The organism is Nonlabens agnitus (assembly GCF_002994045.1).
GTDB classification, from domain to species: domain Bacteria; phylum Bacteroidota; class Bacteroidia; order Flavobacteriales; family Flavobacteriaceae; genus Nonlabens; species Nonlabens agnitus.
Map to the genome: position 1 here is coordinate 1,178,409 of NZ_MQUC01000003.1, position 26,430 is coordinate 1,204,838.

Below are 26,430 nucleotides of genomic sequence, written 5' to 3' on the forward strand. Positions count from 1 at the left end.
AAAAAAGCCACCATTTATAAAAATGGTGGCATTTACTTTTTATAAAGGTAAGAGACTGATTACTATTCGCTCTCTACTTGCTTAAGAGATAATTCATCAATCAAATCGTCATAAGTCATTCTGTTTTCAGAAGCTTTAAAACCATAAAGCACATTAACCCTAATCGCTTTAAGGCCTATAACACCTTGTACATCTTCCAATTCTAGATGTTCTACTTCGTCACCTAAATATTTTTTGTGTTGGAGATAGTTGATGTACCGCATGTATTCACGACGATTCTCATTATTGGTATAGATTATAGAGATTTTTCCTTTCTGAGTGATACGCTCATCCGTGCCTTTGATGTGCGCCTTATCGATGCGTTTCTTGATGACTTCATAACGAGCATTGTAAGTACCATCTACATCAAATCGTTTTTCATCAATGCGGTAGCGTATGCTTAAGGTATTATCAAAAACCAGAATCATGGAGGCGGCATCTAGCTGTGAAGGAAGATTTTCTTGAATGGAATAAAATTTATCCTCCATTTCAATCATGGTCTGCAATTGCCACAATCTTAGATTGTACAGGTAAACCACATTGAATTCTGCATCTTCGTTGATACTGCCACCTATGTAAATGTTGTGTTCCACACCATCGGTTTTGAATCTTTCAAAAAAGTGTGAATAGATACCTTGCGCTTCATTTTGTTTCTTATCAATATACCTAGATAAAGCATGATTGATCGTCTGTACCGTGTTATCGTAGTTATTACGGTTCTCATAAATTACACCACTCAAAGGATCTAACTTCTCTTGGTAGGAATCAACACGATCCTTCAAATCTTCAGAAATGGTTTTGATGTGATCCATCACAGGATTGATCTCATCGGTCAATAGTTTGATAATTCCTCGTTCAGAATTGGCATCGATCGCCTGACCTTCTAGTGTTTCTTTGTAGTCTTGAACTCTAAAGCCTATTTGATCATAAATAGGCAGTGGTTCGTACGCTTTCGCGGAAGCGATAATACTACAGACTTCATCCAATTGGTAACAAAGATCTTCCTTGATAGCATGATTTCTAGAATCACTACTACCTACAATATCAATTTGCCCGTATAGCGGAAAAACATCCTCAAAACCGATGTCTTTGAAAGTTTCATCCTTGCCATTGATTTTGGATTTCAAAATACGTCTAGCTTCACGCTCAAATTTCCATTGCACGCTAGGATGTATAGACGTACATTCTGTTTGAATAATGGCCTTGACCCTATTTTCATCTTCTTCTTCACCACGTATGACGGCTGCTTTGATATAATCAATGATGTTTTCAATCTTAACCGTATTGAAGCTGTTAAGTCCAAAGGTGATATCACTACCTAGTTCAAGAACTCCCAAAAGCTTATCGTGCTTAGTCACAGGATACAAAACGGCACTTTTAATTCCAGCTTCTAATAAATTGCTTGTCATGAAGGTAACTTCCTGTTTGCTGTGATAATTTTCTACATCAGGAATTATAAGTGGCTTATGCAATTGAACCAAATGCTTATACGCGTCTCTACAAATAGCATTTTGCGATAGCTTTGAATGACTGTGCCCTAAAATATAACTAGGTGCATCAGAAAAATGCATTTGCTCAAAACTGCTGTCATAATGGTCAAAACTGGTGAATCCCGCATAGATTTTATCCATATTAAACATCTTTTTGAAGATGTTTACAAAATTCTCCTTGTCTGCAAGCTTTGAACCTGGCTGATTGAGCAGTATTGTCTTTAAATCAGATATAGCAGCATCGACGGTGACATCTGTAAAAGATATAATTCCAAAACCCTTGAATTGATATGCTCCTTGTGGGAAAGCTTTTCTCCATCGTTCTTCATCATCTGGAAACCTTAATAGCTCATTGATTTCGTCCTCAGTCAGCTGTTCTAATTTACTATTGCTAAAGACGTCTATAAAATCTGCGTTGTAAGTAATTCTATAAGTTCTTATGTTACCGTTGGCATCAGGAATCTCTGCATGAAGCAGTTTCCCAAGGTCCAATTTCATACCATAACAATTATTAAGGACCAAGCCGCAAGCTAGTCGAAACCTATCAAAGGTTTCTTCTTCTAAAAAGTCAAAAGTGTAATTCTCGCCAGCATTCTCAAAAATCTTAGTCAATCGATCGGTACAATTGAACAGCACTGATGAGAATGGTATGGTGGCCGCCTTGATCTCATTATTAGTAAGACTTTTAGGGAAAAGCTCTGAAAGAATTAGATCGATAGGTTCAGAATAATCATCTAGATTTTCTTCAGTAATGTCAGCATTAGGGAAGCCATTCTTAGAAATGGCCTGTAACAAGGCAGAATAGTAAAGCTTCTTAAAACCATTTTTTTCGGTTTCAACGCGAGAGGCATAAGCATTGATTAATCTATCAAAACTTAGCACCACATCCATCTGGTGGTCTCCACTAAAACTAGAGTTACATTTCATATATTAAAAATACGATTATTGAATGGCTTAAAGTTCAATATCCGTGCCTTGGCATTATTTTAACCCGAATTATCTAGTATTTTTGGCAAAAATTAAGAAATGAGATCAGTCTTACCCCTTTTTTTTCTAACTCTTTGTCTATTAAGCTGTCAGGAAGATAAAGGTCCTGCCATCATTACAGGTACAGCTCCCAATGTTCCTAATGGCATACGCGTCTATTTAAATGAAGTCGATGGAAATGGTACTCCTATGCCACTGGATACTGCCATTGTTATGAACGAGAAGTTTGACTTCGGCTTGCAGGAAGTTCAGGAATTAAGCGATCAACGTCTACTAACGCTAGACGGTGCTAATGGTATCCTGCTCTTCGTGTCAGAAAATCAGCCTATAGAATTAGAGCTTAGAAAGGACAGTCTGGTGTATAGTACGGTTCGTGCTGGAAAGGAAAACGAAGTGTTTTCTGAATATCTTAAAATGAGAGTTGACCAGGTGGTTGCCTCTCAAAATCTACGTCAGGATCAGCAAGAAGTTTTTGACAAAGAAGGTCAAGAAGGCCTGGAACGACTCAAGAAAGAGTACGATAAGATGCAATTGACTTATAAAGACAACATGATTAATTTTATCAAGCAGCATTCTAACAAGATCGTAGCACCAGTCGCGCTGCAATCTTTATACAATGAATACAGACTGGAACCTGAACAAATTAGAGAACTCTACAACCTTATTGATAAAGACCTTGTAGATCATCCTGTTATGCAATCCATTGATGAAAAATTGGTTAGAGTGGAAACAGTGGCCATAGGTAAAAAAGCGCCTTATTTTGAAGGTAAGAACCCAGCTGGTGAAGTGATCAAACTTCCTGAAGTGCTGGGTAAAGTAACCCTAATTGATTTTTGGGCCAGCTGGTGCGTACCTTGTAGAAGAGAAAATCCCAATGTCGTTGAAGCCTACCAAAAATACCACGATAAAGGCTTCAATATCATCAGTGTATCATTGGATCAGGAAAGCGACAGAGATAAATGGATAGCCGCCATCGAGGATGATCAAATGACCTGGAATCACATTTCAAGACTTAAAAAATGGCAAGACCCTATTGCCCAATTATATAACGTTTCAGCAATTCCAGCTACTTTTCTTTTAGATGAAAACGGCGTAATCATTGAGAAAAACCTGAGAGGAAAAGCACTACATGACAAGCTGGAAGAACTGCTCAATTAAATTTTTCCCAGTTTCATTAGGACAAAAAGAATAATGATAGGTATGAGCAAGGCAATGACCGTTATAGGTTCACTCAAGATAATTCTATAATCATAGATGAGCGTAGTCGCATAGCCTGCAACAGCACCGCCAAAATGCGCATCGTGCCCAATATTACCTACTCTATTCTTAATTCCATAAATAGAATATACCAGATACCCTATACCAAAAACATAGCCCGGTATAATACCATAAATCATCATTTCTGGAAACAGTAGAATACTACTGTACAAAATTCCAGAAACCGCGCCACTAGCTCCTATCGCACTATAATGGTATTCATCCTTGTGGAACAAGTAACTCAAAAAATTACCGCCTAATAAGCTAACAATGTATAGGATGACAAAAGAAACATCTCCTAAACTGCTCACCACGATGTTAGCAAAAAAATAAAGCGTCAGCATATTGACAAACAGGTGCTGTAAGTCTAGATGTAGAAAGCCACTGGTGAAAAACCTAAAGTGTTCACCACGCTGGATGCCATAGATATTGAACTTGTATTTATCAAAGAATTCCAGATCCTGAAAACCCTTAAAGCTAATGATACAAGTGATTGCGATAATAGCAATGGTGACTAGGTCAATGCTGTAAAACATATAAAAATACTTAGTGGGCAAGATAGTATATTTGCCAAAAATCCTTTGATGCAAGCCGCTGCATTTTACATCGCTTACCCTTTTATTTGGCTCATTGCAAGACTTCCCTTTGCCGTGATTTATGCCTTAAGTGATGTGGTTTACTTTATCCTATATTACATCATTGGGTACCGTAAAAAGGTCATTGCATCAAATATCAAAATTGCCTTTCCTGGATTGGATGCTCAGCAAGTGGTGGCTCTTTCAAAAAAAAGCACACGCCACTTCTGTGACATATTTGTCGAGATGATCAAATCGACAGGAATAAGCCGTGGAGAAGTTCAAAAAAGATTTGTTTGTGACAATGTGGATGAGATTAACGCTTTCGCGAAAGCGGGACAACCCATCGTCCTCATGCTAGCACATCAAGCCAGTTACGAGTGGACCATAGCTCTAGATGATTTCCTTGATTTTAGGACCTATGTGGTGTACAAACCCATAAAAAACCCGCACTTTGACCAGTATATAAGAGAAGTGCGATCCAAATTTGGTTCTGATCTCGTTCCCATGAAAAAGGCCTATAACATCATACGTGCCAGTCGCAACTCTGATGAGGCTGGTTTGTACGCTCTCGTCGCAGATCAAGCGCCCAAGCCATCATCAGCGCAGTTTTTTACAAAGTTCTTTGATCAGGTAACACCGGTATTTATGGGTGGCGAGCGCATGGCACATCAATATCGCATGCCTGTTTATTATATGCAGGTAGAAAAAGTGCGCCGTGGTTATTACAAGGCGCATTTTGACAAGATTACTCTGGACGCCAGTAAAGAACCTGAATGGTTTGTAACCGATTCATTTTTCCAAAAGCTGGAAGATCAAATCAGGAAACAGCCAGAATACTATTTATGGTCTCACAAACGCTGGAAAACCAAACCACAAGATGTTAAGCGTGCTGTTGAGCTATCGCCTCGAGTTCATCAATAAACCGATCTGCTAATTGATCTGCAGATTCCTGACTTCCAGATTCTGTATAAATTCTAATTATCGGTTCTGTATTGGATTTACGCAAGTGAACCCATTCGTTTTCAAAATCGATCTTGACACCATCGATGGTCGTTAAATCTTCTGAAGCATATTTTTTCTCTACATCTTTGAGAATGGCATCTACCGGCATCCCTTTAGTAAGTTCTACCTTTTTCTTGCTCATGAAATAGCTGGGGTAACTGGCTCTAAGTTCACTAACCTTCATTTTCTTTTCAGTCAACAAAGAAAGGAACAATGCGATCCCAACCAGTGCGTCACGACCGTAATGACTGTCTGGATAGATAATACCGCCATTTCCTTCACCACCTATTACAGCTTTGACGTCTTTCATCTTTTGAACTACGTTCACCTCGCCAACAGCAGCGGCCTGGTAAGTGCCACCATGCTTTTCAGTCACGTCGCGCAAGGCTCTAGAAGATGAAAGATTGCTCACTGTATTGCCTTTGTTTTTGCTCAGTACATAGTCCGCACAAGCGACTAGCGTGTATTCTTCACCAAACATTTCGCCAGTTTCTGTGATAAATGCCAGGCGATCCACATCTGGATCTACCGTGATACCAAAGTCGGCTTGATGCTCTTTTACGGCAGCACACAAATCGCCTAGATGCTCTTTAAGCGGCTCTGGATTGTGTGGAAAGTGACCTGTTGGGTCGCAATATAATTCGACTACCTCAACACCTAATTTTTTACACAGCGCTGGAACCGCAATCCCACCAGTGGAATTCACTCCATCCACCACCACCTTGAAGTTTCCTTTTTGAATAGCTTCGGTTTGAACCAGCGGCAATCGCAGCACCTCATCTATGTGCCTATCGATATAGTCGGTAATGGTGGTTACCTGGCCTAGATCATCCACTTCCGCGTAAGCGAAATCTTCTGCATCTGCAGTGTCCAATATTTTTTGACCTTCTACTCCATCCAGAAATTCACCTTTGTTGTTGAGCAGTTTTAGGGCATTCCATTGTTTTGGATTATGGCTGGCAGTTAAAATGATACCGCCATCTGCTTTTTCCATAGGTACGGCAACTTCTACCGTAGGCGTGGTACTCAATCCTAAATCAATAACATCACAACCTACACCTACCAGCGTACTTTGAACCAACGACTGGATCATGGAACCACTAATGCGGGCATCACGACCTATTACTACCACAGGTTTTTCTTTACCAGAAGCCGCTTTTATCCATTTCCCATAAGCGCTTGCAAACTTTACGGCGTCTAATGGTGTGAGGTTATCACCTGGTGCTCCACCTATGGTTCCACGTATTCCTGAAATAGATTTTATTAATGTCATGTTGTTTATGCCTTACATTTACGGCAAATGTAGTTTTCTACGCCATTAACCGCAATTCCATCGATGAATTATCTTGCCCACATCCTTCTTTCTGGAGATCACAAAGAGCTGCGTATAGGCAATTTTATAGCAGATTCTGTTAGAGGAAAGGACTTTTCACGGTTTCCAGAAGATGTTGCACGTGGTATCACGATTCATCGGCTCATTGATTCCTACACAGATTCTCATCAAATCGTAAGCGAAAGCAAAGAACTGATACGTCCTGTCTACGGATTGTGGAGCAGTGTGATTGTTGATTTGTACTACGACCATTTTCTAGCCGCAAACTGGTCCATGTATCACTCACAAGATCTAGAAGGCTTTACATTAGACTTTTATCAAGATCTGAAAGATCGTTGGGAAATTCTACCACGGCGCATACAACGCTTCTACCCTATTATGGTAGAGCACAACTGGTTGTACAGCTACCGCACGATAGAAGGAATGGGTAAAATCCTCTATCAAATGGACCAACGCACCAAAAACAAGAGCAAGATGCAATTTGCATTGAAGGAATTGCGCGAACACTATGACGAGCTCGAAGATCAATTCCACAGGTTTTTTAAGGAACTACAGAATTTCTCTAACGACTTGATACAAAAAATGCCGCTCGATTGAGCGGCATTTTTGTGAAGTGGATTAACCTATTTGTTAGGGATGATTAAATCTTGTCCTGGATGAATCATATCTGGGTTTTTCAACTTGTCTGTGTTGGCTTCAAAGATCTTTTTATACTTCATTGGATCTCCATAATAGTGCTTAGCTATCAAACTAAGAGACTCACCTTTTTCTACGGTGTGAATGGCATAAACAGAGCTATCAGCTACCTTAATATCTGCCATAAGATCTGATGGATTCTCACCACCTACTTTTTTGATCTCGTCCCACAAAAGGTCCTTCTCATAAGGTGTAGAAGCGGTTCCCATAATTTCTAGTTTTCCATTATTGACTTTTACATCACCGCCATGGATATTTAATTTTTCTCCTAAATCTAGGACGCTTTGATATTTCTGCTTTACCATTTTATTTGATTTTTAGGTTAGATAATAAAGATACCTATTTGCTTGACGATGCAAAAGCAATAGGTATTAAATAAGCGATTACCACATCTGCAACAAACTGATTGACAATTGAATTTGACTTTTAATTAAAGCAACGCGATTTATTCATCTTCCTTAATGGTCGTGTAAACGTTGTTTACATCGTCATCTTCTTCCAGTTTCTCCAAAAGTTTGTCAACGTCTTCACGCTGCTCATCAGTCAATTCTTTTTGAACGGTTGGGATGTATTCAAATCCAGAACTCAATATTTCAAGTCCCATTTCTTCCAGTCCAGATTGCATCGCACCATAGTTTTGAAAATCTGCATAGATCATGATTCCATCAACGCTGTTGTCATCATCTTCATCTTTCTCATCTAGGAACAATTCTTCAGCTCCATAGTCGATCAATTCCAGCTCTAACTCTTCCAGATCTTTTCCTTCTGCTGGGATTCGAAAATGACACTTATGCTCAAACATAAATTCAACCGATCCACTGGTGCCTAAACTGCCGTCATACTTTGTAAAGTAGCTACGTACGTTAGCTACCGTTCTGTTATTGTTGTCTGTAGAAGTCTCTACAAGAACAGCAATACCATGAGGTGCATAGCCTTCAAAAAGTACCGTTTCATAATTTTTGGTATCCTTATCGCTTGCTTTTTTAATCGCGCGCTCCACATTAGCCTTAGGCATGTTGACCGACTTTGCATTCTGGATAACGGCACGCAACTTTGCGTTGGAATCTGGATCTGGACCACCTTCTTTTACAGCGATCACGATATCTTTTCCTATACGTGTAAATGCTTTTGACATGGCGCTCCATCGTTTCATCTTGCGCGCCTTGCGGAATTCAAATGCTCTTCCCATTGATTACTTAAATTTTGAAGTGTAAAATTAAGGTTATGCTCTATCTCTTGCAACCACAAAAAAACCGCCATTAAGGCGGTTTCATAATTTATCAATACAATCTATTCTTCTACAACAATGAGTGGCTGGATATCACCTCTTATTCGTTCATAAAGATCAAGCTGTTCTCTTACTAAAATATCAGTCATCTCACGACCTTGCTCAACGTATAACGATTGTAATACTTCATTTTTTTCTGCTATAGAGAGATCTTTATTACCCAGTACTAAATCACGCTGTGCGTTAAAAGTGGCATTTACCTTTTCTACGAGTAGCAATTGCTTTTCAGTTAGGGAAAGTTGTTTATCCATTTCTCTGGCTAGTTCTTTTCCTTCTTCTTTTTGGCGTTCATTAGGTTCTGGTGCCACATAATCTTGAGCAGCGGCGATACCACTAATCAATAATACCGCTATAATCAATAATCGTTTCATGTTTTTATTTTGAAATTAGCCACATTTCGTGGGATTTTTCTTAAGACTTTTCTAAAATACAGGCATAAAAAAACCTCGCTAGTAGCGAGGTTTCTATTTAAAAGAGAAAATTACTCATCTCCTACAATATGCTCAATAGCTGCGGCAAGTTTAAAATCCTTTTCCGTTAGACCACCAGCGTCATGTGTGCTTAGGGTAATTTCCAATGTGTTATATACATTGTGCCAGTCTGGATGGTGTTCCATCTTTTCGGCTTCCATGGCTATTCTTGTCATTACTGAAAAGGCATCCATGAAATTGTCAAATTCAAAAGTTGTATGAATAGCATCATCATAATAATCCCATCCTTCAACTTTTTCTAGATGTTTTTCAATTTGTGCTTCGGTTAGTTTTTCCATTCTTATTTTTTATCGCTGTCTAATGCGTTTTTAACTTTACGTTTTGCTTCTCCAAAAGCTTCCTTCACTTTTCCTTCAGCTTGATCGGCCTTTCCTTCTGCCTCGGCAGACTTGTCTCCAGTTACTTTACCGTAACCTTCTTTTACTTTTCCTTTGGCTTGATCTAATTTACCATCGATTTCTTTATCGCTCATGATTTCTAAATTTAAGTTATTTAAAGTTAGCACGCTTTCGCGAAAGCGAACAAAACGAAATCATAATCTTATATAAAGCTTTCCCAAGAGGATTAGAATATATTTACAGCATGAACAGACTATTACTTTTACTCATTTTTCCAGCTATAGTTATAGGACAAAGCGCAAATGAAAATGTGCCTGTGCATTTGCGGGAAATTCCACGGCATAACCTTTCCATTGATCTGGGTATAGCCGAACCCACTGGAGATTATCAAGACATTTCCCGCTCTGGGCTGTCCGTTGGGCTTACTTATGATTATTACCTCAATAAGAATGTAGGATTAAGCATAGGTGCTCGTCACACTTATAACGAGACGGCCTTTGCTACCGCGTATGATGTGGATAACACATCTCTCTCAAGCCTAAGTGCTGGAATCGCAGGTTCAAAAACCTTTAATCGTTTTCAGGTAGATGCCTATGCTAGATTTGGAATAGGTTATCTCAATACAAATTCTCAAGATGCGGTAAGCCAGAACAATCAGCAGAATTATTCACCAAACAATGATGCTATAAAAGAGTTTCCATTAGTCTTAGAAACCGGTCTACGATTTAATTATTACTTCCGCCGTAGTGTGCAGCTGTACTTTGCGCCACAATATCATGGATCGCTGGGTGATGCTCTTGCTTATGATAATAGACGCGACATCTTTTTTAGTAATGATCCAGTCTTTCAAACCGGGTTACAGCCCAGTTTTGATGTTTCCAATCTCATTTTCTCAGTAGGAATCAAGTTTGCCTTGAACGCTCAATATACCCGCGGCGAGCTGCGTGACGATAGCGAGCCTGACAATTAACAAAGGATTGAGAGCTGTACTTTTGTTTAGGGATTATCTTTAATCGCTAAACAAAACGTATTGAAACTTTACCAGATCCATACCAAACAAAAGCTTCCCATATCGCTTGACCAAGCCTGGGATTTTTTGACAGACCCCAACAACCTCAAGCTACTCACGCCACCAGAAATGGAAATGACCGTTCTCTATGGAACAGAACGCGGCATGTATCCAGGCCAGCTCATAGAATATAGTGTCAAGCCGCTACCCTTTTTTAAGACCAATTGGGTCACTCACATCACACAGGTGAAAGACAAAGAATACTTTGTCGACGAACAGATGTATGGACCTTATGCCACTTGGCACCACAAACATTTTATAAGTGAGATTCCAGGCGGCACTCTTATGGAGGATATTGTTCATTATAGATTGCCCATGGGCATTTTGGGCAAAATGGTGCAGCCCTTTCTAGTGAAACCCAAGCTGGAAGAAATATTTCGCTTTCGCGAAAGCGCACTCATTAAAAAATTTGGTGTTTACACAGCACCGTCAGATCAATCAAGTTTAAAACAAGATATACTCAATTAACATGTCAAGAAATATACTACTTATAGGCGGCAGCCACGGAATAGGAAACGCTATCGTTCAACACCTTCATGAAGGAAATAACGTTTATGTAGCGTCGAGAGAAAATGAAAACCTACCAGATGGTGTGACTCACATCACATTTGATGCCAGTACAGATTCCATAGACACCAGCCAGTTACCAGAATCCTTGGACGGTTTTGTTTACTGTCCTGGAAGCATCAATTTGAAACCTTTCAAGATGTTGAAACAGGAACAGTTTGAAGAAGATATGGCCATCAATTTTTTCTCTTTGATTAAGGTTACCAGAGACATCATGCCATTGTTAACTAAAAGCGGTAACGGCAGCGTGGTTTTCTTTTCCACCGTAGCCGTACAAACGGGTATGCCATTTCATACCAGTGTAGCCGCTGCTAAAGGTGCTATTGAAGGGTTTGCAAAAGCCCTAGCGGCAGAATATGCTCCAACGGTACGTGTGAATGTCATCGCACCATCATTGGTAGACACACCTCTCGCTGGTCGTTTATTGAATAGCGATGATAAAAAAGAAAAAATGGGTAACCTACATCCCTTAAAACGAGTAGGAACTGCTGAAGATATTGCAGGCCTAGCCGTTTACCTATTGGAACAAAATGCAGGATGGATGACAGGTCAGGTTCTAGGTCTTGACGGTGGTAAATCCACATTAGATTTGGGATAATATGTCAGATGCAGTAAATGTTTTTTGGTTTCGGCGTGATTTACGATTAGATGATAATGTAGGCTTCTATGAGGCTTTATCTGCAGATTTGCCGGTGCTGCCTATTTTCATTTTTGATAAGGAAATCCTTGACAAGCTACCTGAAGATGATGCTCGCGTTACATTTATCTATGAAGAATTGCAACGTATGCGTTCGCAACTTCAAGATGAAGTAGGAAGTTCAATCGCGATGTATTATGGCAAACCCGAAGATGTCTGGAAACAGATTCTTAAAGATCACGATGTAAATGCCGTTTTTACCAATCACGACTATGAACCTTATGCCAAGGAACGTGATGCTGCCATCAAGGATCTACTAGAAAAAGAAGAAATAGAATTTCACACCTTTAAAGATCAAGTGATTTTTGAAAAGGATGAAGTTGTCAAAAATGATGGCGATCCATATGTGGTCTATACACCCTATAAAAATAAATGGCTAGAACGTTTTGAAGAAGAACATAAGGATGCAGACGGTTTGCGTATTTACTATACCAGCTCCGTTCTAGAGAATTGTATTCAGAATTCTAGGTTACCCAATCTCAGTTTGAGCGATATGGGTTTTAAAAAGTCATCCATTGAGGTTCCTGAATATGATGTGACCCCAACGACGATCGAGCAATACGAAAAGACTAGAAATTTCCCGGCTCAAGACGGCACTACCCGATTAGGTGTTTATCTAAGATTCGGTGTGGCAAGTCCGCGTAAAATGGTTAAGAAAGGTTTACAATCCAACAACAAGGTTTTTCTATCAGAGTTGATCTGGCGAGAGTTTTTTATGCAGATTCTTTACCACTATCCAGAAACTACGGACAATGCCTTTAGAGCGAAATATGATCGTATCGAATGGCGCAACAATGAGGATGAGTTTGAAAAGTGGAAAACGGGAACGACTGGATATAAATTAGTCGATGCAGGAATGCGCGAGCTCAATACAACAGGCTATATGCACAATCGCGTGCGCATGTTGGTCGCCAGCTTTTTATGTAAGCATTTATTGATCGACTGGCGATGGGGCGAAACTTATTTTGCCGAGAAATTATTGGACTACGAACTATCCAGCAATGTAGGCAACTGGCAATGGGCTGCTGGTAGTGGCGTGGATGCAGCGCCGTACTTTAGGATATTTAATCCCATTACTCAAAAGGACAAGTTTGATAAGGACAGAAAATACATCAACGAGTTTGTACCAGAACATGACACTGATGATTATCCTGAAATGATGGTGGATCATAAAGAAGCAAGAGAACGCTGTTTGAAAATATACAAGGCTGCTGTATCTTAGCTTGATAAATTTGTCTCGCATGTTCTCTCGATGTTGCTTCATCGCCCTTTTACTCATCTCATTTAGTTGCAAAAATGTCGCACCAACGGCACCAGTGATGGAAAGCATCGACACGGTCGCTGCTGAAGATGAACGGATCTATACTACTCCAGTTGAAGAAGAGGAAGAAGAAGTAGAATACCTGGAAGAAACTTTTAATAATTACGAAGAAGAATACAGCGATCAACATCTGGAATTTGTTTATGAGGCCTTTGATATTGCAAGGGTTTTGGAAAGGCTGCAATTGGGCGAATTGATTGCTGATCGCACTGTCTCAACCTTATTGAATGCTGATTTGAGAGAAGGCGATACAGTGGTGCAAGACATCCTTGAAACTAGTGACGGTACGTTTGATATTTATAAATTGGTAGATGAATATGATAATGAACTTGCTTATTTCTATTTTGAATCAGATGTAATCAGCACCATTGAAATAGTACATCCAGGCGGCGTTCCAGATGCTATGATTCGTCCAGGATTGACTTTTGAACAACTGCATAAGACCTATGAGAACCCAGTAGCTTATGGCAGCGAGATCGAGGCTCGAGTCTTTGTACAGGAAGATGGTGTCAGTTTTAGAATGGACACTTCTTATGGTGTTTATGAACCCATAGATCTCGAGGACGACATTGAAATTCTTTATATCCAATTCTAGATTTTAGATGTTTTAGCAAGAGTTCGCTTTCGCGAAAGCGAAAACGTTGTAGTTTCTACCCAATTAGCCTAGAGCAATTTTCGTAGTTTTAAGTGTCTGTAAATAAGTTGTTTATCTATCTAATTTCAATTCCTACAATATATTACTGGATAGCTAAAATATTTTTTGGCACGCTGGTTGATTTGTTAATAGCAGTGGACGATGTTGTTCACTGCTAATACCTTTCAATTATGAAAAAGCTATCTACCCTATTAGCGATGCTATTCCTAGGATTTGGAATGGCGTCTGCAGAAATACCAGCCGATGACGACACGCGTTATCGCGGTTATTCCAACAGCTTTATTTTCACAGAAGGTGGAATTGAATTTGCCGTTTTCCCTGATGGTCAGTTTGATTTTAATTTCTTGGATTATGGCCCTAGGTTTGGCGCCAATGTCAACATAGGTAATGTAAACGTTTCCTTTAATACAGGTTATGATTACGACCCTTATGTACAATATGATACTTATGGAGCGGTCATTCAAATAGAGAATACACCTATTTATTATGATGCCTATGGACGCATCATTCAAGCTGGTGATGTATTTATCAATTACAATAATGGATATGTTCGCAACATTGGAAATTTATATGTCAACTACAGTCGTCCAGGAGTAATCCTTAACTATACTGGTTTTATCAATGTTCACAATAGAAACTATGTTTACCAGCCATGGCATGGATATTATGCTGCGCCATTTGTAGATCGTGTAGTGGTATACAATAGACCTTATAGAGCATATTACAACCCGATAAGATTCTCTTATGCATACCATAGAAACTATTGGAATACGCCTACCTATTACAACGGTTGTTACATAGATAATAGAGTTCGTAGATCCTTCTATAGACCTTATGATCGTGTCGTATATAGAGATTATGAAAGAGGTCGTCGTGACAATCGCGGTCGAGCCATTTCCAATAGTCGCAGCAGCAGAGAGTATCGCAACAGTATTGCAAGCGGTAGACAATCCATATCTAGAAACAATACTTTCAATCGTCAAAACAGTAGATCGATTGCCAATAACTCTAATGATAGAAGATCTAAAGTAGTTACACCTCGTAATAATGATCGTAGCACGAGAGCTATCTCAAATACCAGATCAACTGCTGGTAATTCTAGAGGTGTTTTTAATAATCGCCAGAGTAATACAGCCAGAACGTCCACTTCTAGAACCAGTACCAATGTTGGGATTACAGGAAGATCGGTTGGGAACGTGAGCAACTCTAATAGAACATCGACTCGTGTGAATACCAACAGTCGTGTGGCAAATGAGCGTAAAGCCGTTAGCACCAGATCAAATACGTCCACTAGAGTTTCTCAACCTCAAGTGAATAGATCTACCAGACCAGCGGTTAAGCAGTCTTCTAATCGTACCAGTTCGAGATCTAGTGGTAATACGCAACGTCAATCGACTAGAGCGACAAGTAGTAAATCCAGCAGGCCAGAAGCAAAGAGCACACCACAGCGCTCTAGCAGATCATCTGGAAACACAAGATCCAGTTCTTCCAATCGTCGCAGTACGAGAGGATAGATTTAAAATAAATGATGAGAACGCCCGCAGTTATTGCGGGCGTTTTATTTTGGAAATCAATTGGTCGATGGCTGCATTCACTTCGCTAGAAAGTTTGAGTAGATATACAGACGCCGCATACACCAAGAAAATCAAGGTACTTTTAAAAAGGATGTTTACGATGTAATTCCATTGAAAATCCCAAGTGTAAAAGATGGCTATGGTGACCAAAATGACCAGAATGGCGATACTTGTTTTGCCGGTCCATGGATGCATTTGCAATTTGATGTTGACGTAGTACGCTTTCGCGAAAGCGTACAAAACATAAGCCACACAGGTAGCCACAGCAGCTCCTATCAAACCATAGATTGGGATCAACCAAATGTTCAGCAAAAAGGCGACGATCGCAAGGCCTAAACCCAACCAAAGCGTGAATTTATAAAGATTGGTATTATACAGAATCGCGTTATTGCTACCCAACAGGTTCTCTGTAAACTTCACAACACAGATCAATAAAACAACCGGTATCGCAACGGCAAATTCTGACGGAAGAAATTTATAGAACTCATGGACATTACAGATAATTAAAACCATTAACAGTCCAGCGACAATGGTAAGATTGAGTGAACTGCGTTTGTACAGCCATTCCACTTTCTTTAAGTCGCCAGCATTGAAATATCCTGCGGTCAATGGATGCATGATTTGCGCCATGCCGCGTGCCGGTATGGCAACCACTGTGGCAATGAATCCCGCAACGCCATAGTAGCTTATGTCAGCAAGATCTACGTATTGATTGAGCATGTTTTTATCCAGATCAATCAATGCGGTGCCTACACTACCCGCTATCACCATCAAAACCGAGTACCACAAAATCTCTCTTGAGGCTTCCAATTTGTAAAAAATGAACTTTGGGGCGTAGGTGCGCCACGCCATGATGGCCATGAGCAGCATACGTAAGAAATAAATAAGTATTAAGCTGTAAATGAATTGGACTTGGGTAATAAAGTCAATAGCAACCAGAAGCAATATGATTGTCGCTGCGGCTCTATAGAATACTTCTTTTAGAAAATTGCCGCCTATGGTTTTCAAATAGACTTTAGTCCAGGCATAGAAAATCTCAAAATAGGCTTGGAAGACCGCAATAAGCAAAATAGGCCACAAAAAATCTCCAGTAAGCTGGTTGGTAGTAGAAATCAGCAGTCTGATGTCATCGTAAAAAACAAACACCAAAATGAATATAGGAATCGCACCTACTATAGGCCAAAACAGCATCTGAGTCAGGAAATTATCGCGCTCTCGATCTGTTTTGTAGCTGCTGTAATATTTTACAATGGTATTGTGCAGCCCAAAAGACATCAACGGGAACAGCAAGAACGCCGTGCTCAAGATGTAATTCATCAATCCATAATAATCGGCATCCAGATAGGTTGTGGCTAGTGCCAGAACATTGATCGCTCCCAATAAAAACCCAAAGCCTGTGATGACCAGATTCCAGCTGCTATGTTTGATGACAATTCCCATCTAGCGCTCCAATAATTTAACCAATTGCTGGGTAAGGTGTTTTCTATGTAATCGGGAAACATCTGCGGTATTTCCCTTAAGTTCCTTGTTTTTATAGCGTTTGTATGCTGCAAGGATTTCCTGCTTTAAACCTATTGCTTCATAAGTATAATAACTGCCCGCTTGAACCGATTCAATGATACCTTTAATATCAGATCCTTTTGGGCCTATGGCGATGATAGGTCTGCGGCTCGAAATATATTCAAAGGTTTTTCCAGGAATAATCGCTTTGGTTTCTGGAGCATCAATTTCAATGAGCAATAGTAGTTGTGACTGCTTCATGAGCGCCACTGCTCTATCGTGATCCACATAACCTTCCAATTTTAGGTGATCTCCTAATCCAGCGTTATGAATGGCGTCCAAGATTTCCTGACTCACGTTTCCTGCCAGTATCAATTCAAAATCTTGTTTGAAATCGGCATGTTCTTCACAAAGTTCAGACAGTAACTTCCACAATTCTAAAGGATTTCGATCTGCCAGCAGCGTACCTACATGACTGATGGTGAACTTTCCTGATGGTTGATCTACCGTGTTGGGCTCCACATCAAAGCCGTTGGTGATCACAGTTACTGGTTGTGAGGTTTTGGAGTCAAACTCGGTTTTTGTGGATGGACTGGTGACGATCAGTTGATCAGCCTGATTCAATACTTGTCGTTCCAGTTCCTGATGCTTTTTCGCAGACTTTTGTGTCAATCGCAACGATTTATGATAACCTATGGTGGTCCATGGATCTCTAAAATCTGCGATCCATTGTAGGTTTTGGAACTTGGCGTTTTGCTTCAATCTTTGTCCTATCAAATGCACAGAATGTGGTGGCCCTGTGGTGATGATGGAGTTCGCTTTCGCGCCTGCCTGCCGGTCAGGCAGGAAAGCGATATCATTCTCCAGCTTGTCTACTACATTTTTAACCCAGGAAACACGAGCATCTGGAATGAAGTAGTTCCCGCGAATCCATAGCAGCGCGCGCTCCAAAAGGCTTGGCTTTTTATCAATGAAACCACGTTGCAATTTATTGGTTTTGCCTTTAAACAGTTTTTTGATCCATCGGCTGGGCTCGTTGAGTGGCACTTTAATAATCCTCACCTCTTTAGGGATTTCGTCCATCAAGGAATTATCCGTACTGGCATAATCAGGGTTTTCTGGAATGATTACCGTGATGTCAAATTGATCTTTAGGCAGGTATTTCACAAACTTCAACCATCGCTGTACGCCTGGACCACCAGCTGGCGGCCAGTAAAAGGCAACGATAAACAATTGATGTTTCAATTATCGTGATTTACGAATCCACAGAAAGATCGATCCCAAAATGAGCAATCCTAACAACACGTTGCTCGCTAGCATGATGGTATTTCCTGTTTTGACCACTTCTGGATCAAATTCAAAAACAATTTCATGATCACCAGCAGGAACGCTCAAACCTCTAAGTGCATAGTTGACTTTGGCAATAGGAACTTCCTTACCGTCAATTGTGGCTTTCCATCCATGCGGATAATAAGCTTCAGAAAACACAGCTAGTTCAGGCTGTGAACTCTTGGATTTATAGGTTAGTTTTTCAGGACTATAATCGATTAGTTCAATAGATCCATTAAATCCAAAATCTAATTCTCCCAGATTCAGCAGTTTTTTTTGATCTTCCTGGATGATAGCAACACTGTCTCTCTTTAGATAAATCAATGATTGAATCTCCTCATTAGCATCCTTGACCGTTGCATATTCTTTTACAAACCAGGCTGGCCCTAGGCGTTCTTCATTTTCTTGAATCTGAATTTGATTCTCGTTTGCCGTGATGATGTACTTCACGTTGAACATGTTGAGTATCTCACGATTCTGGCTAGTAACTTCTGGTATTAGATAGCCATTTTCATCTCTTAGGTAGAAATCGGCGAGATCTGAAATTCGTTTAGGTTTTGCACCATGATAACCACCTAAAGATCTATGGAAATAGGGACTGCGACCCGAATTGAATGGATCCTGCAAAAGGTCATACACTCTAAAAAGGTCGTCGTCCTTTGCGATTTCAAGATCTGCCTGCGTGGCATCAAACGGCGGATCGTAGTCACTGGCTCTTACAAAGTTGCTGCGCTCTGTAGCGGTTTCTTCGTAGTTGATGTAATTCTGATCAAAACCAACAAGGTCAATTAAAATCAAGATACCCAATCCAAGGATCAAGAGGTTTTCTGAAAGTTTTGACTTGAGATACAGAAATAAGCCTGCCACGATAAATCCCACATAAAGTAAAGACCTAAAGGCATCTGCCCGCATCATTTCAAAACGGTCCTGACGCAACGCATCCACAAAACCTTGTCCTAGTTGCTCACTATTTCTATAAGACGCGTCGTAAGGACCTGCAAAATCAAAGAACTGATTTCCTAATAACGCAATCAATAGAATCACGCCACTCAATCCTAATCCTACATACTTCAACGCCTTCCATTTATCTTCTATAGAATGTTTTTTATTGAACAGTTGATACAGCCCAACAACGGCGAGAATAGGAATACACAATTCAATAATGACCTGAATCGAGGTGATCGCTCTAAATTTTGAATACAAAGGCACATACTCAACAAAAAAGCTGGTCAAAAAATCCAGGTTTTTGCCGTAGGAAAGCAACAAAGCGAGAACGGCTGCTCCTATTGTCCACCATTTCAACCTTCCTTTTATTAAAAAGCAAGCGAGCAGTGCCAAAAAGAAAACCGTGATTCCTATATATGCTGGAGCCTCGACAATAGGTTGTGCGCCCCAATATAAGGGAACGTTTTGCTGGGCAAATGCCAAGGCATCTGCTTTAGGAATGCCGTAAGTAGTGACTAGAAAATCAACCGTATTGGATTCCTCATCAGGTCGCTCGCCGCTGCCGCCGCCAGCAAACCTTGGGATGATTAGATTCAGACTTTCTGCGATGCCATAACTGTATTGCGTGATGTAGTCGTAATCGAGGCCATTGGTGGTTGTTACGCTTTCGCCTTGAGCGTTAATAGTCAACTCTGATGGGCCGCGTGTGCTCTCTTGACTGTACTCTTTAGTAGCGAGCAGATTACTAGCATTAGTTCCCAACGCGAGGAGCACCGCAGCGATCATGATACCTATGGACTTGAAGTAATGAGGTAAGATGTTGCGCCTTATGGCATCGATTAAATAGGCGATGCCTAGCACAGCCACAGCCATCAACAAGTAATAGGTCATTTGTGGATGGTTGGCCTGCAGCTCCAGCGCCATGGCAATAGCGGTCAAAATACCACCCCAAATGTACCTGCGCTGAAAAACCAGAATAATCCCACTTAAAACCAGCGGAAAGTAGGCAATAGCATGAGCCTTGGCATTATGACCAACTCCCAAAATGATGACTAGATACGTAGAAAATCCAAAGGCCAGCGCACCTAAAAGACCCAATCGCCAATCCACGCGCAGCACCATCATTAAAATGTAGAAGCAAATAAAGTAGAGGAACAGATAATCTGCAGGACGCGGCAGGAATCGTATCGCACGATCCAGACTATCTATAAAGTCATAGTCATACCTTGCGCCCAATTGATAGGTAGGCATACCTCCAAAAACGGAATCTGTCCAGTAAATCTCCTCGCCATTAACTTCCCTGTTTTCAATAAGTTGTCTAGCGTTACCCTTGTATTGAACAATATCATTTTGGTATAACTTCTTACCAGAAAGTACAGGATAAAAGTAAGCTAGAGAGGTAATGATGAAGATGACAAACACCGCTAGATGCGGTATTATTTTCTTGAACTGAAACTGCATGAATAAACTATGATCGTTAGAAACCGAAAATTAGTCAATTTCTTCATAGTCGACGTACTCACCTACCGTTTTCTTGGATGGTTGGGTATGCGTTCTTGAGGTAGAATTACTGTTATTGATGATGGTCTCGCCTTCCTTGGCAGTGTTTTGATAGGAAGAATCGTTCTGACGTTGCTCAAACTGGCGTTGAACTCGATCCATGGCTTTCTTACCTGCCCATTTTAAAATGGATTTGCCATACATTCTCACGATCAATCGTACGGCAAGATAAACGCCCACGATAATTAGAATAGCCTGTAGTAATTTCAAGTTTTAAAGCTTTGCCATAAAATTACGGTGCTACCTATTTGAGACTCTTTAATAAATCTTAAATTTGGTTCACATTATACACTATGCTAACTAACAAAACAATCGTTCCTTTTCTACTTGGAATGTTCATGATTCCGTTTGCGGTGTTGGGCCAATATACAGAAACCATCAATACCAACAATCCTGGACAATCACAAGGTGCCTTTGCAGTAGGTGTGAATGTCATTCAAGTAGAAGGTTCTGCTTTTTATCGCAGTGAAGAACATAGCTTACTTAATTATGAACGCGATATAACCGGTCTTGCTTTTCAATTGCGCTATGGTCTCTTATGGGAAGAGCTGGAAATCTCCTATTTTGGAGCCTTTGAAAATGTAAACGAGACGATCAATCAAGGTTTTGGTACACAGGAAAACAAATTTTCTAATTTCTCCCGCAGCACGTTGGGTGCAAAATATCTCATTTTGGATCCGCTAAAAAAATGGGGTGAGCGCAAAGTGAATCTCTACAGTTATCATGATAACCGCAGACTTAAATGGCGCGACTTGGTTCCTGCAATATCGGTTTTTGCAGGTGCTAATATTGACCTGGCAGATCCCAACAGTTTATTACCACCAGATAATGCGACCTTTTCACCTAGAGCAGAGTTGATTACCCAAAACAACTTTGGCCGTTGGGTATTTGTAGGGAACTTTATTGCAGACCGCATTGGGACTGATTTCCCAGCTTACGGTGGTATTTTTACGTTGACACACAGCATCAATAATAAGTGGGCCGCTTTTGGAGAGTTTCAAACCATCATTTCAGATTTTTATAGTGACGATATTGCTCGCGCCGGTGGCGCTTATTTGATCAATGACCACTGGCAGCTAGACGCCAGTGCAGCCGTTAATTTCAAGGATACTCCTAGCCTTTTTCAAATCAACGTGGGCATGAGCTATAGAATCGACCGTCATAAGGATCCCGTAATACAACAGTAATTTCCCTAACCATCATTCATGAGTATTACCGTTAAACGTATCTCCAGTAAAAAGGATATTAAAAAGTTTGTGAAGTTCCCCATGGAGCTTTACAAGAACAATCCATACTTCGTTCCGCCCATTATCAAGGACGAGATGGAAACTTTTGATCCCGATAAAAACAAAGTGTTTAAAAATGCAGACTGCTGGTTGTTTCTCGCTTTTCGCGAAAGCGAAATAGTAGGACGCATCGCTGCGATTATCAATCACCTGGAAGTCAATGAGCAACACAAGCCTAAGATGCGTTTTGGTTGGTTGGACATGATAGACGATATCGAAGTGACCAAGGCTCTTTTGAATGAAGTGCACCAAATAGGAAAAGAACACGACCTTGAGTATGCTGAAGGTCCTGTAGGGTTCACTCTTATGGACAAGGCCGGCATGCTGGTTAAAGGATATGATGAACTGGCGACCATGATCACCTGGTACAATCATCCTTATTATAAGGAACATATGGAGCAATTGGGCTACTCAAAAAGTGCTGAATGGGTAGAATATAAGTTTGTACCACCCAACCCTATTCCAGAGCGTTTCCACAAGTTTGCAGACCTTGTAGCAAAACGATATAAACTCACGACCTTAAAGTTCAAGAACATCAAGGAAGTGGAGCCTTATGTAGATGCAATGTTTGAGTTGCTGAATCAGACCTATTCGAAATTGGTCACTTTCGTTCCTATACAGCAATATCAAATAGATTTGTATAAAGAGAAGTATCTACCCATCATCAATCCTGATTTTCTGGAATGTGTGGTGGATGAAGAAGGAAAGCTGGTCGCATTTGCCATCACCATGCCTTCATTTTCTGAAGCTTTGCAAAAAGCAAATGGAAAGCTTTTTCCTTTTGGTATCCTTCACCTATTAAAAGCTAAAAAGAAGAACAATCGCGCTGCTTTCTATTTGATAGGTATTCACCCTAAGCTTCAAGGTAAAGGCGTTACAGCGATGATGTTTCGCAACGTGACCCAAAACTTTATGGATTATGGCATTGGATTGTGTGAGACTAATCCAGAATTGGAAGACAATGTAGCTGTACAAGCCTTATGGAAGGATTATGATCCTGTGCTGCATAAGCGCCGCCGTATCTATCGTAAAAATCTAGTTTGAATAAATTAGACCCACAACGTATACTATTTGAGGACAATCATTTGATTGCCGTCAACAAAAACTCTGGCGATCTGGTCCAAGGCGATAAAACCGGTGACGTGATCCTGCCCGATATTATCAAAGATTACATTGCGGTCAAATACGACAAACCTGGAGCCGTCTATTTAGGCGTTACTCATCGACTGGATAGGCCTACGTCTGGAGCCGTTATTTTTGCAAGAACGTCAAAGGCTCTTACCAGAATGAATAAGCTCTTTGCCGACCACGACACCAAAAAAATCTATTGGGCCGTAGTTGAAGGTCATGTAAGTCAAGAACGTCAGTCTTTGACGCATTATTTGCTGCGCAATCCCAAGCAAAATAAGAGCTATGCTCATGATCACGAGGTCCCTAATTCAAAAAAAGCTACTCTTCATTACAAATTACTGCACAGGCTGGACAACTATAGTTTATTAGAAGTGACCCTAGAAACGGGTAGGCATCATCAAATCAGGTCGCAGCTTAGTAAAATAGGCCATGTCATTAAAGGAGATTTAAAGTATGGTGCCAGACGCAGTAACAAAGATGGAAGCATCCATTTACACGCAAGATTCTTATCTTTCATACATCCAGTAAGAAAGGAACCGGTCCACATCACAGCACCGGTTCCTTCACACGATCCCATCTGGAAAGCTATAGAAAAGAATTTATGACGCCAGCCCAAGTACATCAACAACAATCTGATTTATTTAGAACCCGTAAAACCTTTGATGTCTCGTATCGTATCCAGGCTTTAAAAAAGCTCAAATCTGTTCTTGAGAAGAATGAAAACGAGGTTTATAAAGCCTTAAAACAGGATTTGGGCAAGAGCGAATTTGAAGCTTTTGTAACAGAGTTTCAGGTAGTGATGGGCGAATTGGATACTTATATCAAAAAGACCAGAACGTGGTCTCGACCCAAAAAAGTGAGCGCAGCCCTACTCAACTTCCCATCTAAGGCGAGACGCTATCCAGAACCCTATGGCAATACATTGATCATCTCACCATGGAATTATCCTTTCCAGCTGGCACTTGCACCTTTAATAGGTGCAATTGCGGCAGGAAACACAGTGGTTTTGAAACCTAGCGAATTTTCCAGCGCAACCAGTGATTTGCTTAAACGAATATGTGAAGAAAGCTTTGAATCTGGACATGTGAATGTGGTTTTAGGCGATGGCGAGATCGCACAAGAACTCACCTCGCTATCTTGGGATTATATCTTTTTTACAGGAAGTCCTGGCGTAGGCAAAAAGATTTATCAGGCTGCTGCAAAGCATTTAACTCCAGTAACACTGGAACTAGGCGGTAAAAATCCTGCCGTTGTTCATGATAGTGCCAATCTTGAAGTGTGTGCCAAAAGAATTGCCTGGGCAAAGTTTCTCAATACCGGTCAAACCTGCATCGCTCCTGACTATCTGCTCGTTCACCATACCGTTAAAGCGAAGTTTGTGGAACAACTCAAGGCAGCGATTGTGGAGTTCTTTGGTGAGAATCCGCAAGAGAGCACAGATTACCCGCGTATCATAAGAGACGCTCATTTTGATGCACTTAAAGAAATGATCGATGATGGGACCATACTCTATGGCGGCGATAATGATAAGTCTGAATTGTACATCGCACCTACACTACTGGACGAGCCAGCACGCAAAAGCAAAGTGATGAAAGATGAAATCTTCGGCCCTATTTTGCCCATCATAAGTTACAAGGACAAGAGTGACCTAGAGCGATGGATCACGAGTTATGACAAGCCGTTAGGCGCTTACGTTTATGCGGGCGATAGTGATTTTACAGATTGGTTTATAGAACGTTTTTCATTTGGTGGTGGCGCCGTGAACGACAGTATGGTTCAGTTTTTGAACGAAAGATTACCCTTTGGTGGTGTTGGCACCAGCGGCATAGGCAGTTATCATGGAAAGAAAACTTTTGAAACCTTCAGCCATTATAAAAGCGTGGTGCATCGCGGCACTTGGTTGGATATTTCGTTGAAGTATCCACCATATAATAAGAGCATCTCGCTGGTCAAGAAATTCCTTAAGTGGATTTAGTCAAACACACTACTTAAAGCATCTTTTCAGGATGAAATTAAAAGGTTAAGTTGATGTTATTTCGCTTTCGCGAAAGCGAACTTCTATTATCTTTAAAAGAAAAAACTATGATTAAGGAAGGAACTAAAGTAAAATGGGAATGGGGTAACGGTACTGCAGAAGGTACGGTGGAATCTACATTTACCAAAAAAGTGACTAGAACCATTGAGGGAAATGAAGTGACTAGAGACGGTGAGGAAGGAAATAAGGCCCTTTATATCAAACAAGAAGACGGTAGCGCCGTTCTTAAACTAGAAAGTGAAGTAGAACGCGCCGATTAATAAATCTCAATTATGATTCAACTTATCATGAGTGGCATGTCAGAATTTGTTGTGATTGCTATTATAGTAGCCATCATCATTTACGGCATCAATCTCTTTAATGACCATAAGGATACGGTGGCCATAAAGTTGCGTAAAGATGGTAAGCATGAATATCACAAAGTCCCTGCAGAACCAAAAGATCAAACTTCAATAATGATAAAAATTGCGGTTTTTATACTCATTGCGAGTGTGCTTTATATACCTCTTGACTTCATTCTAAACCGATCATAACATGGCAGAGCTAATCAAACTTTACGAAGAGAAAACCGACCAAAAACAATTGAAACGTATTGCTAAGGCAATGCGTGAAGGTGCACTGGTCATTTATCCAACAGACACAGTATATGGTCTAGGCTGTGATATTACCAATAAGGCTGCGATTGAAAAAATCGCACAGCTTAAAGGCGTGAAATCTGAGAAGGCCAACTTTTCCTTTATTTGTGAGGATTTGAGCAACTTGAGTGAATACACCAGTCAAATCGATTCTGGCACATTTAAAATATTAAAACGTAACCTTCCTGGTCCCTATACTTTTGTTTTGCCAGGAAATAACAATTTGCCCGGAATCTTTAAAAAGAAGAAAACAGTAGGTATACGCGTACCAGATAACAACATTGCTATAGGGCTTGTAAGAGCATTGGGCAATCCAATTATATCGACTTCCATCAAAGATGAGGATGAAGTCCTTGAATACACCACAGACCCTAGTTTGATCCATGAGAAATGGGACAAATTAGTCGATTTTGTCATCGATGGTGGCGCTGGTGGTAATGTGGGTTCTACTGTTATTGATTTAACCACATCAGAACCTACTTTGATAAGAGAAGGAAAAGGAAGTACGGAGTTGTAGAAATCCCTCGCTAAAAATCAAAGCCGCAAACATCATGTTTGCGGCTTTTTTGATGGTGTTCAATTTCCAAATAAAACGCAAATTCACATCATTTTATCAGAAGTCGCCTA

28 protein-coding genes are annotated in these 26,430 nt (G+C 40.4%); 16 read left to right on the forward strand and 12 right to left on the reverse strand.

Features of this window, described 5'->3' with window-relative positions; genetic code table 11:
* Window positions 1–62 precede the first annotated feature (62 nt).
* Window positions 63–2,456, reverse strand: coding sequence for a GAF domain-containing protein (locus BST86_RS05440; protein WP_242446469.1), 2,394 nt, complete (start codon window positions 2,454–2,456; stop codon window positions 63–65).
* Between the two features lie 99 nt (window positions 2,457–2,555).
* Between BST86_RS05440 and BST86_RS05445 the strand changes: the two genes are divergently transcribed.
* Window positions 2,556–3,674 carry a TlpA disulfide reductase family protein gene (locus BST86_RS05445; RefSeq protein WP_105982388.1) on the forward strand — a complete coding sequence of 373 codons (1,119 nt, stop codon included), beginning with the start codon at window positions 2,556–2,558 and terminating at the stop codon, window positions 3,672–3,674.
* Here the strand turns inward: BST86_RS05445 and BST86_RS05450 are convergent.
* Entirely contained in the window at window positions 3,671–4,330 is a 660-nt protein-coding gene (locus BST86_RS05450) for a rhomboid family intramembrane serine protease (protein WP_317046518.1), read from the reverse strand. The genes BST86_RS05445 and BST86_RS05450 overlap by 4 nt on opposite strands.
* Before the next feature lie 27 nt (window positions 4,331–4,357).
* Here BST86_RS05450 and BST86_RS05455 point away from each other — a divergent pair, with 27 nt between their 5' ends.
* Window positions 4,358–5,272 carry a lysophospholipid acyltransferase family protein gene (locus BST86_RS05455; RefSeq protein WP_105982390.1) on the forward strand — a complete coding sequence of 305 codons (915 nt, stop codon included), beginning with the start codon at window positions 4,358–4,360 and terminating at the stop codon, window positions 5,270–5,272.
* Here the strand turns inward: BST86_RS05455 and glmM are convergent.
* A complete protein-coding gene (gene glmM, locus BST86_RS05460) occupies window positions 5,232–6,626 on the reverse strand; it encodes a phosphoglucosamine mutase (protein WP_105982391.1) in 1,395 nt (464 codons plus the stop codon). The two genes, BST86_RS05455 and glmM, sit on opposite strands and share 41 nt — an antisense overlap.
* A gap of 63 nt (window positions 6,627–6,689) precedes the next feature.
* Between glmM and BST86_RS05465 the strand changes: the two genes are divergently transcribed.
* Window positions 6,690–7,283, forward strand: a complete 594-nt coding sequence (locus BST86_RS05465; protein WP_105982392.1) for an acyl carrier protein phosphodiesterase — start codon at window positions 6,690–6,692, stop codon at window positions 7,281–7,283.
* Between the two features lie 26 nt (window positions 7,284–7,309).
* Here BST86_RS05465 and BST86_RS05470 read toward each other — a convergent pair whose 3' ends face one another.
* From BST86_RS05470 to BST86_RS05490, 5 genes are all read right to left on the reverse strand, one after another.
* Complete coding sequence (locus BST86_RS05470) at window positions 7,310–7,687, reverse strand: LysM peptidoglycan-binding domain-containing protein (RefSeq protein WP_105982393.1); 378 nt, start codon at window positions 7,685–7,687, stop codon at window positions 7,310–7,312.
* Window positions 7,688–7,827: 140 nt separating this feature from the next.
* A complete protein-coding gene (locus BST86_RS05475; RefSeq protein ID WP_055412850.1) occupies window positions 7,828–8,571 on the reverse strand; it encodes a YebC/PmpR family DNA-binding transcriptional regulator in 744 nt (247 codons plus the stop codon).
* Window positions 8,572–8,672: 101 nt separating this feature from the next.
* The gene (locus BST86_RS05480) at window positions 8,673–9,041 is read right to left on the reverse strand and encodes a hypothetical protein (RefSeq protein ID WP_105982394.1); all 369 of its coding nucleotides are present in this window, start codon (window positions 9,039–9,041) and stop codon (window positions 8,673–8,675) included.
* A 110-nt stretch (window positions 9,042–9,151) separates the two neighbouring features.
* On the reverse strand, window positions 9,152–9,439 hold the full coding sequence (locus tag BST86_RS05485) for a 4a-hydroxytetrahydrobiopterin dehydratase (RefSeq protein WP_055412852.1): 288 nt from the start codon (window positions 9,437–9,439) through the stop codon (window positions 9,152–9,154).
* Between the two features lie 2 nt (window positions 9,440–9,441).
* Window positions 9,442–9,633 (reverse strand): CsbD family protein, encoded by a 192-nt coding sequence (locus BST86_RS05490; protein ID WP_105982395.1) that lies wholly within the window; start codon window positions 9,631–9,633, stop codon window positions 9,442–9,444.
* 110 nt (window positions 9,634–9,743) lie between these two features.
* Here BST86_RS05490 and BST86_RS05495 point away from each other — a divergent pair, with 110 nt between their 5' ends.
* From BST86_RS05495 to BST86_RS05520, 6 genes are all read left to right on the forward strand, one after another.
* Complete coding sequence (locus tag BST86_RS05495) at window positions 9,744–10,469, forward strand: hypothetical protein (RefSeq protein ID WP_105982396.1); 726 nt, start codon at window positions 9,744–9,746, stop codon at window positions 10,467–10,469.
* A 60-nt stretch (window positions 10,470–10,529) separates the two neighbouring features.
* Window positions 10,530–11,036 carry an SRPBCC family protein gene (locus tag BST86_RS05500; RefSeq protein WP_105982397.1) on the forward strand — a complete coding sequence of 169 codons (507 nt, stop codon included), beginning with the start codon at window positions 10,530–10,532 and terminating at the stop codon, window positions 11,034–11,036.
* Between the two features lies 1 nt (window position 11,037).
* Window positions 11,038–11,733 carry an SDR family NAD(P)-dependent oxidoreductase gene (locus tag BST86_RS05505; RefSeq protein WP_105982398.1) on the forward strand — a complete coding sequence of 232 codons (696 nt, stop codon included), beginning with the start codon at window positions 11,038–11,040 and terminating at the stop codon, window positions 11,731–11,733.
* Window position 11,734: 1 nt separating this feature from the next.
* A complete protein-coding gene (locus BST86_RS05510) occupies window positions 11,735–13,054 on the forward strand; it encodes a cryptochrome/photolyase family protein (RefSeq protein WP_105982399.1) in 1,320 nt (439 codons plus the stop codon).
* 19 nt (window positions 13,055–13,073) lie between these two features.
* The gene (locus BST86_RS05515; protein ID WP_146126717.1) at window positions 13,074–13,748 is read left to right on the forward strand and encodes a hypothetical protein; all 675 of its coding nucleotides are present in this window, start codon (window positions 13,074–13,076) and stop codon (window positions 13,746–13,748) included.
* Window positions 13,749–13,978: 230 nt separating this feature from the next.
* Window positions 13,979–15,322 carry a hypothetical protein gene (locus tag BST86_RS05520; RefSeq protein ID WP_105982401.1) on the forward strand — a complete coding sequence of 448 codons (1,344 nt, stop codon included), beginning with the start codon at window positions 13,979–13,981 and terminating at the stop codon, window positions 15,320–15,322.
* Window positions 15,323–15,352: 30 nt separating this feature from the next.
* Here BST86_RS05520 and BST86_RS05525 read toward each other — a convergent pair whose 3' ends face one another.
* The 4 genes from BST86_RS05525 to BST86_RS05540 are packed head-to-tail and all read right to left on the reverse strand — an operon-like array spanning window position 15,353 to window position 20,926.
* Window positions 15,353–16,822: an oligosaccharide flippase family protein gene (locus BST86_RS05525; RefSeq protein ID WP_105982402.1), complete on the reverse strand. Its 1,470-nt coding sequence runs from the start codon at window positions 16,820–16,822 to the stop codon at window positions 15,353–15,355.
* Entirely contained in the window at window positions 16,823–18,127 is a 1,305-nt protein-coding gene (locus tag BST86_RS05530) for a glycosyltransferase family protein (protein ID WP_105982403.1), read from the reverse strand. It lies immediately after the preceding gene.
* Window positions 18,128–20,617 (reverse strand): YfhO family protein, encoded by a 2,490-nt coding sequence (locus BST86_RS05535; protein ID WP_105982404.1) that lies wholly within the window; start codon window positions 20,615–20,617, stop codon window positions 18,128–18,130. It abuts the gene before it with no gap.
* A gap of 30 nt (window positions 20,618–20,647) precedes the next feature.
* Window positions 20,648–20,926 (reverse strand): DUF4834 family protein, encoded by a 279-nt coding sequence (locus tag BST86_RS05540; protein ID WP_105981494.1) that lies wholly within the window; start codon window positions 20,924–20,926, stop codon window positions 20,648–20,650.
* A gap of 83 nt (window positions 20,927–21,009) precedes the next feature.
* Here BST86_RS05540 and BST86_RS05545 point away from each other — a divergent pair, with 83 nt between their 5' ends.
* The 7 genes from BST86_RS05545 to BST86_RS05575 all read left to right on the forward strand — a co-directional run bounded on the left by BST86_RS05545 (window position 21,010) and on the right by BST86_RS05575 (window position 26,320).
* Window positions 21,010–21,903: a transporter gene (locus BST86_RS05545; protein ID WP_242446419.1), complete on the forward strand. Its 894-nt coding sequence runs from the start codon at window positions 21,010–21,012 to the stop codon at window positions 21,901–21,903.
* Between the two features lie 18 nt (window positions 21,904–21,921).
* On the forward strand, window positions 21,922–23,046 hold the full coding sequence (locus BST86_RS05550) for a GTP cyclohydrolase (protein WP_105981495.1): 1,125 nt from the start codon (window positions 21,922–21,924) through the stop codon (window positions 23,044–23,046).
* Window positions 23,043–23,738: an RluA family pseudouridine synthase gene (locus BST86_RS05555; protein ID WP_105981496.1), complete on the forward strand. Its 696-nt coding sequence runs from the start codon at window positions 23,043–23,045 to the stop codon at window positions 23,736–23,738. Before BST86_RS05550 ends, BST86_RS05555 begins: the two co-directional genes overlap by 4 nt.
* Window positions 23,735–25,108, forward strand: coding sequence for an aldehyde dehydrogenase (locus BST86_RS05560; protein WP_105981497.1), 1,374 nt, complete (start codon window positions 23,735–23,737; stop codon window positions 25,106–25,108). The genes BST86_RS05555 and BST86_RS05560 overlap by 4 nt, the downstream gene beginning before the upstream one ends.
* A 107-nt stretch (window positions 25,109–25,215) precedes the next feature.
* Entirely contained in the window at window positions 25,216–25,428 is a 213-nt protein-coding gene (locus BST86_RS05565; RefSeq protein ID WP_055413743.1) for a hypervirulence associated TUDOR domain-containing protein, read from the forward strand.
* A 12-nt stretch (window positions 25,429–25,440) separates the two neighbouring features.
* Window positions 25,441–25,701, forward strand: a complete 261-nt coding sequence (locus BST86_RS05570; RefSeq protein ID WP_105981498.1) for a hypothetical protein — start codon at window positions 25,441–25,443, stop codon at window positions 25,699–25,701.
* Between the two features lies 1 nt (window position 25,702).
* Window positions 25,703–26,320 (forward strand): L-threonylcarbamoyladenylate synthase, encoded by a 618-nt coding sequence (locus tag BST86_RS05575; RefSeq protein WP_105981499.1) that lies wholly within the window; start codon window positions 25,703–25,705, stop codon window positions 26,318–26,320.
* The last annotated feature ends 110 nt before the right edge of the window (window positions 26,321–26,430 follow it).

What these genes read in the sequence shown, in the direction of transcription:
- BST86_RS05445 (WP_105982388.1), top strand. Translation starts at nt 2,556, where the DNA reads ATGAGATCAGTCTTACCCCTTTTTTTTCTAACTCTTTGTCTATTAAGC.
- BST86_RS05535 (WP_105982404.1), bottom strand. Translation starts at nt 20,617, where the DNA reads ATGCAGTTTCAGTTCAAGAAAATAATACCGCATCTAGCGGTGTTTGTC.
- BST86_RS05485 (WP_055412852.1), bottom strand. Translation starts at nt 9,439, where the DNA reads ATGGAAAAACTAACCGAAGCACAAATTGAAAAACATCTAGAAAAAGTT.
- BST86_RS05480 (WP_105982394.1), bottom strand. Translation starts at nt 9,041, where the DNA reads ATGAAACGATTATTGATTATAGCGGTATTATTGATTAGTGGTATCGCC.
- BST86_RS05505 (WP_105982398.1), top strand. Translation starts at nt 11,038, where the DNA reads ATGTCAAGAAATATACTACTTATAGGCGGCAGCCACGGAATAGGAAAC.
- BST86_RS05550 (WP_105981495.1), top strand. Translation starts at nt 21,922, where the DNA reads ATGAGTATTACCGTTAAACGTATCTCCAGTAAAAAGGATATTAAAAAG.
- BST86_RS05455 (WP_105982390.1), top strand. Translation starts at nt 4,358, where the DNA reads ATGCAAGCCGCTGCATTTTACATCGCTTACCCTTTTATTTGGCTCATT.
- BST86_RS05525 (WP_105982402.1), bottom strand. Translation starts at nt 16,822, where the DNA reads ATGGGAATTGTCATCAAACATAGCAGCTGGAATCTGGTCATCACAGGC.
- BST86_RS05475 (WP_055412850.1), bottom strand. Translation starts at nt 8,571, where the DNA reads ATGGGAAGAGCATTTGAATTCCGCAAGGCGCGCAAGATGAAACGATGG.
- BST86_RS05520 (WP_105982401.1), top strand. Translation starts at nt 13,979, where the DNA reads ATGAAAAAGCTATCTACCCTATTAGCGATGCTATTCCTAGGATTTGGA.
- BST86_RS05545 (WP_242446419.1), top strand. Translation starts at nt 21,010, where the DNA reads ATGCTAACTAACAAAACAATCGTTCCTTTTCTACTTGGAATGTTCATG.
- BST86_RS05565 (WP_055413743.1), top strand. Translation starts at nt 25,216, where the DNA reads ATGATTAAGGAAGGAACTAAAGTAAAATGGGAATGGGGTAACGGTACT.
- BST86_RS05465 (WP_105982392.1), top strand. Translation starts at nt 6,690, where the DNA reads ATGAATTATCTTGCCCACATCCTTCTTTCTGGAGATCACAAAGAGCTG.
- BST86_RS05440 (WP_242446469.1), bottom strand. Translation starts at nt 2,456, where the DNA reads ATGAAATGTAACTCTAGTTTTAGTGGAGACCACCAGATGGATGTGGTG.
- BST86_RS05495 (WP_105982396.1), top strand. Translation starts at nt 9,744, where the DNA reads ATGAACAGACTATTACTTTTACTCATTTTTCCAGCTATAGTTATAGGA.
- BST86_RS05470 (WP_105982393.1), bottom strand. Translation starts at nt 7,687, where the DNA reads ATGGTAAAGCAGAAATATCAAAGCGTCCTAGATTTAGGAGAAAAATTA.
- BST86_RS05560 (WP_105981497.1), top strand. Translation starts at nt 23,735, where the DNA reads ATGACGCCAGCCCAAGTACATCAACAACAATCTGATTTATTTAGAACC.
- BST86_RS05515 (WP_146126717.1), top strand. Translation starts at nt 13,074, where the DNA reads ATGTTCTCTCGATGTTGCTTCATCGCCCTTTTACTCATCTCATTTAGT.
- BST86_RS05490 (WP_105982395.1), bottom strand. Translation starts at nt 9,633, where the DNA reads ATGAGCGATAAAGAAATCGATGGTAAATTAGATCAAGCCAAAGGAAAA.
- glmM (WP_105982391.1), bottom strand. Translation starts at nt 6,626, where the DNA reads ATGACATTAATAAAATCTATTTCAGGAATACGTGGAACCATAGGTGGA.
- BST86_RS05570 (WP_105981498.1), top strand. Translation starts at nt 25,441, where the DNA reads ATGATTCAACTTATCATGAGTGGCATGTCAGAATTTGTTGTGATTGCT.
- BST86_RS05510 (WP_105982399.1), top strand. Translation starts at nt 11,735, where the DNA reads ATGTCAGATGCAGTAAATGTTTTTTGGTTTCGGCGTGATTTACGATTA.
- BST86_RS05575 (WP_105981499.1), top strand. Translation starts at nt 25,703, where the DNA reads ATGGCAGAGCTAATCAAACTTTACGAAGAGAAAACCGACCAAAAACAA.